This is a genomic window from Enterobacter sp. C6, assembly GCF_008122455.1.
In the GTDB taxonomy this organism is placed as follows: domain Bacteria; phylum Pseudomonadota; class Gammaproteobacteria; order Enterobacterales; family Enterobacteriaceae; genus Enterobacter; species Enterobacter pseudoroggenkampii.
The window spans coordinates 1-12,000 of sequence record NZ_QPFW01000148.1 but is presented as its reverse complement, the minus strand read 5'-3'; the positions used below and the strand labels follow the sequence as shown (position 1 = coordinate 12,000).

Sequence of the window (12,000 nt, the reverse complement as noted above, 5' to 3'; positions counted from 1 at the left end):
GCACGGCTGGAGATGTCGGCGGTGATGGTGGGCAAGTACGTTGCGCTGCTGGAATCACAGCTTGGTACCCGCCTGCTGGAGCGTAACACGCGCCGTCAGAGCCTGACGGATGCCGGACGCGTCTATTTCGACGAGGCGAAGCGGGTGCTGGAGCAGGTCTCCATTGCTGAGAATGCAGTCGAGCGGCTCCGTGCTGCACCTGCCGGAACGTTGCGCGTTACGGCACCCACGTCGTTTGGCGGCTGCGTGATTGCCCCGCTGACGGCCACCTTTTTGCAGTGCTACCCGGAGGTACGCATCGAGCTGGATCTCACCAATCGGATGGTCGATCTGGTGGAGGAGGGCGTCGATCTGGCCATTCGCATTGGTGACGTTCGTAATGACGATCTGGTGGCGAAATATCTGTGCCCCTACAACATGGTGATCTGCGCCGCACCGGACTATTTAGCGCGACACGGCACGCCGCAAACGCCAGACGATCTGGTGGATCATCTCTGTCTTTCGCACACGGTGTGGACTGCACGCAACGAGTGGCGGCTGCCGGGCGTGGAAGGAGAGGTGCGCTGGAAGCGGGATGCGATCTTAAGATGTAACGACGGCTACGGCTTACGCATGGCGGCGCGGGCCGGGGCGGGGCTGTTGCTGCAACCGGAAGTGCTGGTGGCGGAAGAGCTGGCAAGCGGCAGGCTGGTACGCGTGCTGGAGCCGTTCACGCCCGCGCCGAGGCCGGTGCATTTATTGTGGCGTCAGGATTTACGTCAACTGCCTAAGCTTACGGAATTTATCGCCCATATTCTGCTAAGATTGGGCACAATATAAAAAAAGAAGGTAATCAAAGAATGTCTGCAAACAAACTCGCCAGCAGCGCGCAGGGCCTGCAATCATCTGCCATCCGTGAATTATTAAAACATAGCAAAATGGCAGGGGTGATTTCGCTGGGCGGGGGGATTCCTAATCCCGATCTGTTCGATCACGAAGGGCTTAAAATTGCTGCCGATGCCGTCTTATCTCAGCATTTTGGCGAGGCGTTCCAGTACGGCCTGACGGAAGGCGTCCCGGGGCTGCGCGAGGAAATTAAACGCATCTGCGAGGGGCGCGGTATCGCCTGTAAGGCCGATGATGTGGTCGTGACCTCTGGTTCACAGCAATCGCTTGACGTGCTGGCGCGTGCGTTAATCAACCCGGGTGACACCGTTGTGGTTGAGCGTCCAACCTATCTTGCCGCGCTGCAGGTCTTCGGCCTGGCGCAGGCCAACTTTGAATCCGTTGGCACCGACGGCGACGGTATGAAGGTGGACGAACTTGAGGCCCTGGTGGCAAAGAAAGCCATCAAAGCGGTCTATATTGTTCCGACGTTTGGCAACCCTGGCGGGGTAACCCTTTCTGAAGCGCGCCGTAAGCAGCTGGTGGAATTATCAAAGCGCTATGACTTCGTGATTATTGAAGACGATCCGTACAGCGAAATTAATTATACCGATGAAGTCTTCCGCCCGTTAATCGCCCATGCCAAAGATATCGGCAATGAAGAGAACGTGGTGTATACCTCAACCTTCTCTAAAATTCTCGCGCCGGGGACTCGCGTAGGCTGGGTGCTGGTACCGGAATGGCTGAAGCGCGCGGTAGTGAACCTTAAGCAAACCACCGATCTGCACACCAGCACGCTGTCGCAGCTGATGACGTATGAATACCTGAAAACAGGTCGTCTGGCCGATCAGATTAAAATGATCCGCGAAGCCTATCGCCAGAAATACCAGACGTTCGCAACCGAGCTGGAAACCGAGCTGGGCGACGTGATGTCGTTCCACAAGCCGAAGGGCGGGATGTTCCTGTGGGCGAAGATGAATAATGGTAGTAACACCACCCGCTGGCTTGAAAAAACGTTAAGCAACGGCGTAGTATTTGTGCCTGGCGAGTTTTTCTACTGCAATGAGCCAGACCCAACGACGCTGCGCATGTCATTTGTGACGCCAACGGATGAAGATCTGAAAGAGGCGGTTCAACGCCTGAAAAAATCGCTCTAAAAGAGCTGCGCATAATGGCTTTCCTGCCGTTATGCGCAATACGCGTTCAGGGCGGCACGGGCCGCTATCGTTCATGGTGAGTTCCATGTTTGAATTTCTGATCGGTGTCGTTACCCACACGCCCGTCTGGGTGTGGGTGCTGTTTATCTTCCTCATCTCTCGCGGCATTAAAGCCCGCAGGCCCGCTACCGTTACGCTGGAGAGGCTTGCCATCATTCCCGCTATCTTTCTTCTCTGGGATATCTACGATCTGGTGGTCTACCGCACGTTAACCCCCGGGTCTGTCGCATTGTGGACGGCGGGGATCCTCGCCGGGGCCGCGCTGGGGTATTTCCTGATTAAGCAGGCGGTTATCACCCGCGCAGAGGCGCCGCGCACCCTTTTCCGCCAGGCAGACTACACCGCGCTGCCGTTTATGATGCTGGCGTTCGGGGTCAAGTATGTGCTGGGCGTGATGAGCGCGGTCTCTCCCCAGACGATGCAGCAGCCCGCCATGAGCGCGCTGGCGATCGTCTCCGGCGGCGTGTTTGCCGGCGTGTTTATCGGGAAATTTGCGCGCTATATTGGCGTGTATAACAGCGCCGCACCGCGCCCGGCGGAGTGACGTTATTCTGTCGCGTGTGCCAGCGTGCGGTCTGCAGCATCGCCGCTGAGTGCTCGCGTGACTTCATGGATCCGCCAGATTTTCCCTTCACGCAGCGCGGCAAACAGGTAAACCTCGATCTCTGCCTGACGACCATCAGGATACGTGACCGTCACGATATGCCGGTCAGCCAGAAGTTCGTCATGACAGGCTATCTCCACCACGGTAAAGGCGATCGTGCGGATCTGTGAGCTTACGTGGCTCAGATGCTGGACAAAACCCCGGTAGTCAAGCGCGTGATCGTCCGTAAACTGCTGGTAATCGGGTGTAAATACCTCTGCCGGATCGATATCGCCGTTGAATAAGCAGGTTAACAGGCACGCCATCTTTTCGCGCTGCGCGGCGTTGTCGGTGTCGGCTATCAGGGACGTGATAATGCTCATGCGGGCTCCTTATGTGATTGAGTCCCCATTATCCTTGACAGCCGAAGACGTAGTTTCTGTAATGCGTCGATGAATAACGATTTTCGGTCAAAATGAGATGGTCAGTTTTGAAACGCTCCGTCATCCCGGCGGGTATCGAACGCCGTTGCATAGTCATCGCACCGGCCAGCTGTGGCGCATTGCAACGGGTCTGTTGGTCATTGAGACGCAGCAGGCGCGCTCGGTCGTACCGGCAAAACACATCGGCTGGATCCCGCCAGGTCAGCAGCACGCCGCTTTTTCTGAAAGTGAGATAGAAGGCTGCGCTATCTATCTTGAACCCGCCAGCTGTGCAGGGCTTCCCGATACGCCCGCGCTGTTCGAGCCCGACGATCTGACCCATGCTCTGTTTAGCCGTTTATGTGGTGCAGAGAGTGAGTACGATCCGCGAAAGCTGACTTTGCTGCTGGATGAGCTTGCCCTGACGCCCCAGGCTCACTTTTCTCTTCCCGTGCCGACGGATCCGCGTCTGAAGAACGTGGTCAGCCATTTGCTGCAGTTTGTCGATGATAACCAGACGGTCGAGAGTCATGCTATTCATGCTGGGATGAGCGTACGTACGTTCAACCGTCGGTTTAGTGCCCAGACCGGAATGAACTTTGTTAACTGGCGGCAGCTGGCGCGCGTCATGCAGGCAATGGAGTGGCTGGCGGCGGGGAAGCCGGTAGGGTGGATTGCGCTGTCCTGCGGCTACAGCAGCGTCAGCGCATTTATTGAGGTTTTCAGAGCATGGACCGGTAAAACACCGGGGCAGTGGGCGATGTTGCGGTCTGATGCCCTCCCCACGTCCCGCTCAGCTATACAATGTAGGCCGGGTAAGGCGAAGCCGCCACCCGGCGATTGACTACCGCTCCCTCAGCGCCTCTTTCGCCCGGTTGAACGGCTTAATCAGATAATCCAGCACCGTTTTCTCGCCGGTCTTAATGTCTACCGTGGCAATCATCCCCGGCACAATCGAGAAATGCCTGCCCGCCTTATTGACCAGGTAATCCTGGCTGGTGCGGATAAACACACGGTAGTAAAACACCTCCGGCTTGGCCTCGTCCTGAATGGTGTCCGGGGAAATGGTCTCGACCACGCCGTGCAGCCCGCCGTAAATGGCGTAGTCGTAGGCGGTGATTTTGACCAGCGCTTCCTGGTTCGGGTGGATAAAAGCGATATCACGCGGCGAGAGGCGGGTTTCGATCAGCAGGTGATCGTCCACCGGCACTATCTCCATCAGCTCGCCGTTGGGCGGGATCACCCCGCCGATGGTGGTGACCTTGATGTTTTTGACGATCCCGCGCACCGGCGATTTCACCGTCAGACGGGTGACGGAATCCTGACGGCCTTTCAGGATCGCCGAGACCATATCCACCTCCGCGTTGGCCTTGGAGAGCGCCTCGCGCGCCTGGACGTAATACTGCGAACGCACGTCGGTGAGCTTCAGCTCCAGATCGCTTTTCTGCCGCTGCAGGCGCAGCACCTCCACGTGGCTGGCGGCCCCGGTTTTCACCAGCCGCTGGGTAATGGCCAGCTCTTTGTTAGCCAGATCCAACGCGGCGCGAAGCTCCCGCTGGGTATCCTCCAGCTGCGCGCGGCGCGAGTTGTACAGCCGGGTTTCGTCGGCAATCAGATCCGGCCATTTCGCCAGCGACGGCGGGAATTTCAGCGGCAGATCGTTTACCTCGGCGTACAGGCGGGCGCTGGAGGCCAGCGAGGCGCGGTAGCGCGCCGCGCTTTCGCCGACGTTTGACTCGGAACGGGTCGGATCAAGCCGCGCCAGCACCTGCCCGGCTTGCACCTGATCGCCCTCGTGGACGTTCAGCTCGGTGAGGATCCCGCCGTCGAGAGACTGTAAGACCTGCTCGCGCGAGCTGGGGATCACTTTCCCCGATCCGGTTGACACCTCATCCAGCACGCCAAACCACGCCCAGACGCCCAGCACCACAAACATCAGCAGCGAGAAGATCACGATCCGACGCGCGCCGGTGTAGCCGCTTTCAGAGTCGAGGGCGTTATCCAGATCGTCCATTGCCGCCACGTCACGCTGACTGATTTTCATTTTTCCACTCCCGTCCGGTTGCTGCCTGTTGCTGCTGTTGCTGTTGCTGCTGCATACGGCTGTTGCTCAGCGCCTGGGCTTTTGGCGCGTCCATCACCAGCATGCCCTCTTTCAACACGACCACGCGCTCCACCAGCTCCAGCACCGGTACGCGATGGGTGGCGACGATCAGGGTGCGGTGCCCGAGCCAGTCGCCCAGGCGCTGGATGAATTCCCGCTCGGTATGCTCGTCCAGCGAGGCGGTGGGTTCATCCATCAGCACGATATTCGGATCGCGCAGCAGCATCCGCGCCAGCAGAATCGACTGACGCTGCCCGCCGGAGAGTCCCACGCCGTTTTCCATGATCGGGTAGTCCAGCCCCTTGGGCAGCTTCTGCACGAAGCCCGCCGCGCCGGTCAGCTCCAGCGCCTCGAAGATCTCTTCGTCGGTGGCGCGCGGCATGCCGAGGGTGATGTTCTCGCGCAGGGTGCCGTAAAACAGCCGCGCGTTCTGGGTCATAAAGCCGACGTTGCGCCGCACGTCCGCCACGTCGAGATGCGGCAGGCTGAAGCCGTCGAGCCGCAGCTCGCCCGCCGCCAGATCCATCCCGCCCGCCATCGCCTGCAGCAGGGTCGATTTGCCCGCGCCGTTGCGCCCGAGGATCGCCACTTTCTCACCCGGCACGATCTCCAGGCGGTTAATGCGCAGCGCCATGCGCGGATCGTCCGGCTGATAGCGGAACTGCGCCTGCTCGAAGAGATAGTGTCCGCGCAGCACGTCCTGGCGGATCGGCGTCTCCTCGCGCTGGTTTTCGGTGGGGAGCTGCATGATGCTGTCCAGCCCCTCTTTTGCCGCTTTAACCTGCTGCCAGCGGGCCAGCACGCCGCACAGCGTCGCCATCGGGGCGATCATGCGGGAGGCCAGCATCGACGCAGCGACCACCGAGCCGGTGGTCAGGGTACCGTCGATCACCATCGGCGCGCCGACCACAATCACGGCGGCGTAAACCAGGCTCTGGATGGTCATCCCCCAGCTGATCAGGTTCTGCGTCAGCTCGCGGGTGCGCAGGCCGGATTCCGCGGTGATCTGGATATAGCTGTTCCACTGCTGCAAAAAGCGGTTTTCCGCCTGCATCAGCTTGATGTCCTCCAGCCCCTGCACGCTCTCCACCAGCACCGCATTGCGCAGGGTTGATTCATGGGCCGACTGCTTTGCCAGCTCCGCCAGCTTTTTCTGCAGCAGCAGGCCGGGCAGGACCATGATCACCGCCGCGACCGGGGCGATCCACGCCAGCTGTGGGGCGATGATCGCCAGCACCACCACGAACAGTAAAAAGAAGGGCAGGTCGACAATCGTCGAGATGGTGGACGAGGTGACCATCTCGCGGATCTGCTCCAGCTCGCGCAGCTGTGAGATAAAGCTCCCGGTGGATCGGGGAATCGCGCTGTTGCGCAGCCGCAGCGCGTGGCCGAAGACGCGATCCGAAACGCGCATATCCGAGCGCTTGCCGAGCAGATCCATAATGTGGCCGCGCGCCACGCGCAGCACGAAGCCAAACAGGGTGGCGATCAGCACCCCGATGGTCAGGACGTACAGCGTCGGGTAGGACTGGGCGGGGATCACCCGGTCATAGACCTGCATGGAAAAGACGATCCCGGAAAGCGACAGCACGTTGATAAACAGCGCGGCGAGCATCACCCAGCTGTAGGGGCGGAGATCGCGCATCACCAGGCGGTAGAGCCAGTCCGGTCGGTATTTTGAGATATAGGCGTCCACGCGGCTGTCCTTCAGCGCGGCGAGTGGACGCAGGGCAATAACGTGGCGGATAGCGGGCAGCATCGCCGTCATCGACAGCCGGTTGGTGTAGGTCTCATCGCCGAAAAAGCTGACTTCCAGCGTGTCATCGCCGTCGAAGTGCTCGATCGCACCGACCCGGCCGTCATTCAGCGCCACCACCACCGGCAGACGCCAGCTGTTGATCGACTGCTGGTCAGCGGTGAGCAGTTGAAACGACAACCCCGCCTCACGCGCCAGCTGGGTGAGGGCGGGTACCATCGGTTTGCCTTTCAGCCACGGTGCGCCTGCGATCAGCGCGCCGGGCGAGCAGGCGACGCGGTAGCGCGTGGCGATAAAGCCAAAGGCCTGCGCCCACTGCGCCAGCGCCTCATCCGTCATGTTTTCACCTTGCGGGATATCACGCTGCTTCATGGCTGGATCTCCACGGTCTGGATGGTGCGGTTATCAAGATCGAACGCATGACGCAGCTGCCCGGTGTTATACAGGCAGTTGAGCTGCAGCTGGTGCAGCTGACCGAGGGTCTGCTGCTGGGTGAAGCGCGCCTGATAGACCTCCTGTTCGGCGTTGAGCACGTCGAGCAGCGGGCGCGAGCCGAGGTCAAGATATTGCTGCTGGTACAGCTCACGGGTGCGGGCGCTGAGGGCTTCCTGGCGGCCCTGGATTTGCAGCGTGCTTTGCAGGCTCATCACCTGGCTACGGGCTTCCAGCAGTTTCTGGCGGACATCCAGGCGCGTGCGCTGAATGGTGGACTGCGCCGCCTCCACCGCGTGTCCGGCAGCGTTACGCCGGGCGGTGAGGCCGCCGCCCTGATAGAGCGGCATCTGCACTTTCACCCATGCGGAATACTGGGTGCGATCCCGCGTTTCGCTGCCCGCGTAGCGATCGTTCATGTAGTGACGCACCTCCGGCTCCAGTGAGACGGTTGGCGTCATCTGCGCATCGGCGTAGTCGAGGTTAGCCTGGGCGACGTTAGCCTGCGCCCAGGCAGCGAGAACGGCGGGAACCAGACGGTCGTCCGGCTCGGCGACATCGCAGCTGCGGGCCAGCTTTTGCGGAAAGTCATTGCTGATCGCGTTCAGGCTGTTCCAGCCGAGAAAGCTCATCAGCGTGGCGCGGGCGCTGTCCAGGCTGGCCTGGTACTGCATCAGCTGGGCGCGAGCGCCTTCGATACGCGCATCGGTCTGCACCACGTCAGAGAGCGACGTGGCGCCCTCGTCGTTACGCTGGCGGGTCAGCGTGCCGATGGAAGAGAGGGCTTCAAGCTGCTCTTTGGCGGTGTCGACCATCTGCTGCCAGGTTTGCACCTGTACCATGGCAACGGCGGTATCGTGGGCGATGGTGTCGATACTCACCAGCACGTTGGCCTGCTGCTGGGCAACGCCAGCACTTTCGGCGCGCACCTGGCTGGCCACTTTGCCAAAGTCGTAGAGCATTTGTGAGAGAGAAAGCACCAGCGACGGCGTAAAGCCGTTCTGATCGCCGTCGTGGGAATAACCGTTGTCCACGCCGGCATTAATCTGCGGATAGTATTTTGATTTCGCGACGTCCACCTCTTCGCTCTGCTGGTAGAGTTTGCCCACGGCTTCGCTGATGGCCGGGTGCCAGGTAACGGCGCGGTTGACGGCCTCGCCAAGCTGCAATGAACCTGGAGCGGCGTTGCCTGCTACCGGGGCCACGCGCCCGTTGAGTGAGGGGAGTTCCTGCGTTTCGCGAAGCTGTCCGGTATTGATGGTTGCCGCCGGATTTGCGCAGAAAGCGGGCACAGATATCAGGCAGCACGAGAGCCACCAGTAAGGCATCTTCATTCCCATGTCATGTCCCTAATAAAATAAGTAAAGCTTTATTGTTATGCCCGGGCGCTGTGCGCCCGGGTCATCTCTTGCAGGTGCTATCAGGTAATGATGTGTTGCTGGTTAACAAGCTCGTCGTAGGTGGTCTGAACGTTATCAAGCGTAACGAGCGTGGTATTAGTGTAGGTGGACCCCGCACCATCACGGTCGATGGAGATCACAGTGTTGCTACCGCTTTGTGTGACATGGATATAATTCCCCAGCGAGGCGGTATTACCGTCCCAGCCCACCAGCAGATCGCCAATGTCGATCTTGTCTCCCTGCGCCAGCGAGAACCCGGTCCAGTGATCGCCTCCGGCGCTGCTGGTGTTACCCGCCGTGGCATTCCCCACCGTACTGTTCAGCACCTGGTAAATCAGCGTATCGCCGTAGGCCGTACCGGTGATGGCGTCGTTATGCTCCGAGCTGATGAACTGCGGCGCCATATTGATGGTTAGCGTGGCGCTGTCCGTGTTGCCGTTGGCATCGGTCAGGGTGTAGTTGAAGGTCTCCTTCGAGGTCATGGTTGAGAGCGATACCCCGCTGTTGAGGGTATAGGTGTAATGACCGTCTGCGCCGATCGCCAGGATGCCGTAATGGCCGGTGATGTTCACCGTTGCGCTGCCGGTATACGGATCCAGCGTGGTGGTCACGCCGTTGTAACCGGTCACGCTCAGACGGGTATCCACCGAGTGGAGCTGATCCAGCACGCCGCCAGAGTCGGTACCGTCAAAGATGTTGCCGTTGACGGTGTGGCTGCCTGTGACGTCAAAATCACTCAGCGAGTAGGTGGTGCCGTTCACGCTTGGCGTGATGGTGATGGTCCCCACGCTGAGCCCCGGGACGCTGCCGGTAAAGTTCAGCGTATAGGTCCCGGCGTTGAGATCCAGCCCGGTCAACGGAACGTCGATACTGCCGCCCAGCAGCGAGCCGCCGCTGAAGGAGCCGCTGCGGATGACGCCCGAGCCGTCGCTGATGGACCAGTTCACCGTCAGTCCGCCCAGCGCCAGCCCCGAGGTCACGCTAAAGTGCAGCGACGCGTTGTGCAGCGCGGTGTTTGGGTCGACCACGAAGGTTCCGCTTCCGCTGCCCTGGGTTGATGAGAACAGGGCCGTCGTCCAGCTGGCGACGCCCACGGTGGTATCCGAGTAGACCGACGTGTGATGCACCGAGGTGAGGTCCATCGTGGCGCTGACATCGTTGACCGCATTCATTGCCTGCGCGGTTGGAGTGATGTTGAGCGATGCCGTATCCTTCGAGCCGTCAAGCGCGGTAACGGTGTAAACGAAGGTATCCGGCGTGCTGATATGGTCCGCCCCCACGCCGCTTCTCAGGGTATAGGTGTACTGACCGGACGCATTGATGGTCAGCGTGCCGTATTCCCCCTGAATGGTGGTGGTGCCGCTGCTGTTGACCGCCACGCCGTTCACTTCCGTAACCAGCGTGCCCGCTGGAACCGGGTCATTCGCCAGCACGTCGCCCGTGGTGGTTTCGCTGATGCTTGCCACGCTGTAGACATGATCCTGCAGGACGCTCAGCGTGTAGCCCGTCAGGACGGCGATCCCCGATGCGGTATTGAGTAAGAACAGGTACTCCCCGGCAGGCAGATTTAGCGTCAGCTGCGGTGACGTGCCCCCCAGCAGCGGGGCGCGCAGCCAGCCCGACTCGACGCGAACCTGCTCGAAGGTCTGGGTCGCGTTGTTGAACTTATAGACGTACAGATCGAATACCGACGCCAGCGCCACGCCGCCCACGGAGGCCTGGATGGTCATGGTGCGGGTCGTGCCTTCCTCCACGTTGTAAATAATCGGGTTGGTCATGTCGTCCAGCAGGTTAAGCCCCAGCGTGTTGCCGAGATTAATGCCCACCAGGGTAAAACCGTTCTGAGACGAGGCGCCGTTATTAACTTCGTGCACGCTGGTGTCGAAGGTCAGGGCGTTGGTGTCGTCAACGGCGACAATACCGTTGACTACCGTACCGGCACCCAAGGACAGCACCAGCTGTGCCGACGCGCTGACGCCGTTATGGGTGATGGTGTAGGTGAAGCTCTCCGTGCGGCCAATGACCGCGGCGCTGGTGTCGGTCAGGCTGTAGGTGTAGCTGCCGTCGCGGTTAATGGTCAGCGTACCGTACTGGCCCTGAATCACCGTGCCGTCGGCGTTCACGCTGGTGGTGGCGCCCTGGGCGTTAGTGACCGCGGAGATAGTGGTCCCTGCTGGCGCGTTGTCGCTGCCGGCGGTTGGATCCGTATCGAGGATCACGTTGCCGTTGAGGCTGGTTTCACCGGTGACCGTACCCGGACCGGTCTCTTTCACCGCCACGTCGAGGCTGGTGTAGGAGCCGGTCGCCAGCAGGTTGGTGTTGTAGCTGAGCACGCGATAGTTGCCGTCAGCCAGCCCGGTCAGGTTCAGTGAGACGCCGGTTGCACCGAGGGTCAGCAGATCGGCAAACTGCGGCTGGCCGGTATCCACCACGGTGGTCCAGGCGCCGTTGACGTAATGCTGAACCACCAGCTCCAGGGTATTGAGCAGAGAGAGCACCGCCCCCGTGGCGTTGGCGTTCACCACGATATCCGCGCTGCCGCCGCTGCCCACCGTGAAGTTCACCTGGGCGGTATCGTTGCCCAGCAGCGTCAGGACGTTGCCGACGGCGCCGACCAGCAGGAAGCCGTAATCGCTGTACTGGCTGTTGGTCACGGTTGCCGTGGTGCTGAGGTTCAGCTCTTCGACGTTATTGCTGGCGGAGAGCGGCACCACCGGCGCAAGGGCAGAGCCCGGCAGCGAGGTGTTGCCAGCGGCGTCGGTGGCGGTGATCTGCAGCGTCTGGCCTTCGGTCTGTTTGTTAATGAAGGTGTAGCTGTAGGTGCCGTTGCTGCCCGCAGTGGCGGTCACCGTCGAGCCGTCCGCAAGGCGGATAGCGACGGTGCTGCCTGCTTCCGCAGTCCCGGACAGGACGCTACCGTCAGCGTTGAAGGTCCCGGTCGGTGCCGTTGGCGCGATCGTATCGACGATAATCGTCGTCACGGCGGACGCCACGCTGGTGTTGCCCGCCGCATCGGTGGCCGTGGCGGTGAAGTTATGCGTGCCTTCCGCCAGCGCGGTGGTAGTTTGCGGCAGGGTCCAGTTGCCGCTGCCATCGGCGGTCACCGTACCCACCAGCGTGATGCCATCGTAGATCCGCACCGTGGCATTCGCTTCGGCTGTCCCGCTCAGCGTTGGGCGCGTGTCGTTGGTCGGATTCGTACCGGTCACCGGCCCGGTGACG

9 protein-coding genes are annotated in these 12,000 nt (G+C 60.8%); 4 read left to right on the top strand and 5 right to left on the bottom strand.

What is annotated here, in order from left to right:
* From DOU50_RS03365 to DOU50_RS03355, 3 genes are all read left to right on the top strand, one after another.
* A partial coding sequence (locus DOU50_RS03365) for a LysR substrate-binding domain-containing protein (RefSeq protein WP_148768814.1) occupies positions 1-819 on the top strand: 819 nt, incomplete at its 5' end.
* 20 nt (positions 820-839) lie between these two features.
* Positions 840-2,021 carry a PLP-dependent aminotransferase family protein gene (locus tag DOU50_RS03360; RefSeq protein ID WP_148768813.1) on the top strand — a complete coding sequence of 394 codons (1,182 nt, stop codon included), beginning with the start codon at positions 840-842 and terminating at the stop codon, positions 2,019-2,021.
* Between the two features lie 85 nt (positions 2,022-2,106).
* Entirely contained in the window at positions 2,107-2,625 is a 519-nt protein-coding gene (locus tag DOU50_RS03355; RefSeq protein ID WP_024907665.1) for a DUF6622 family protein, read from the top strand.
* A gap of 2 nt (positions 2,626-2,627) precedes the next feature.
* Here DOU50_RS03355 and DOU50_RS03350 read toward each other — a convergent pair whose 3' ends face one another.
* Positions 2,628-3,047: a nuclear transport factor 2 family protein gene (locus tag DOU50_RS03350; RefSeq protein WP_148768812.1), complete on the bottom strand. Its 420-nt coding sequence runs from the start codon at positions 3,045-3,047 to the stop codon at positions 2,628-2,630.
* A 97-nt stretch (positions 3,048-3,144) separates the two neighbouring features.
* Between DOU50_RS03350 and DOU50_RS03345 the strand changes: the two genes are divergently transcribed.
* Positions 3,145-3,930 carry an AraC family transcriptional regulator gene (locus tag DOU50_RS03345; protein ID WP_090418305.1) on the top strand — a complete coding sequence of 262 codons (786 nt, stop codon included), beginning with the start codon at positions 3,145-3,147 and terminating at the stop codon, positions 3,928-3,930.
* Here the strand turns inward: DOU50_RS03345 and DOU50_RS03340 are convergent, their stop codons facing one another.
* From DOU50_RS03340 to DOU50_RS03325, 4 genes are all read right to left on the bottom strand, one after another.
* On the bottom strand, positions 3,931-5,100 hold the full coding sequence (locus tag DOU50_RS03340) for an HlyD family efflux transporter periplasmic adaptor subunit (RefSeq protein WP_086374946.1): 1,170 nt from the start codon (positions 5,098-5,100) through the stop codon (positions 3,931-3,933).
* 10 nt (positions 5,101-5,110) lie between these two features.
* Positions 5,111-7,318, bottom strand: a complete 2,208-nt coding sequence (locus tag DOU50_RS03335) for a type I secretion system permease/ATPase (protein ID WP_090418302.1) — start codon at positions 7,316-7,318, stop codon at positions 5,111-5,113.
* Positions 7,315-8,718: a TolC family outer membrane protein gene (locus DOU50_RS03330; protein WP_048992709.1), complete on the bottom strand. Its 1,404-nt coding sequence runs from the start codon at positions 8,716-8,718 to the stop codon at positions 7,315-7,317. The genes DOU50_RS03335 and DOU50_RS03330 overlap by 4 nt, the downstream gene beginning before the upstream one ends.
* Positions 8,719-8,798: 80 nt before the next feature.
* On the bottom strand, positions 8,799-12,000 hold a 3,202-nt coding region (locus DOU50_RS03325; protein WP_148768811.1), incomplete at its 5' end, for a BapA/Bap/LapF family large adhesin.

Coding starts and splice junctions, on each gene's coding strand:
- DOU50_RS03360 (WP_148768813.1), top strand. CDS start 840: ATGTCTGCAAACAAACTCGCCAGCAGCGCGCAGGGCCTGCAATCATCT.
- DOU50_RS03355 (WP_024907665.1), top strand. CDS start 2,107: ATGTTTGAATTTCTGATCGGTGTCGTTACCCACACGCCCGTCTGGGTG.
- DOU50_RS03350 (WP_148768812.1), bottom strand. CDS start 3,047: ATGAGCATTATCACGTCCCTGATAGCCGACACCGACAACGCCGCGCAG.
- DOU50_RS03345 (WP_090418305.1), top strand. CDS start 3,145: ATGGTCAGTTTTGAAACGCTCCGTCATCCCGGCGGGTATCGAACGCCG.
- DOU50_RS03340 (WP_086374946.1), bottom strand. CDS start 5,100: ATGGACGATCTGGATAACGCCCTCGACTCTGAAAGCGGCTACACCGGC.
- DOU50_RS03335 (WP_090418302.1), bottom strand. CDS start 7,318: ATGAAGCAGCGTGATATCCCGCAAGGTGAAAACATGACGGATGAGGCG.
- DOU50_RS03330 (WP_048992709.1), bottom strand. CDS start 8,718: ATGGGAATGAAGATGCCTTACTGGTGGCTCTCGTGCTGCCTGATATCT.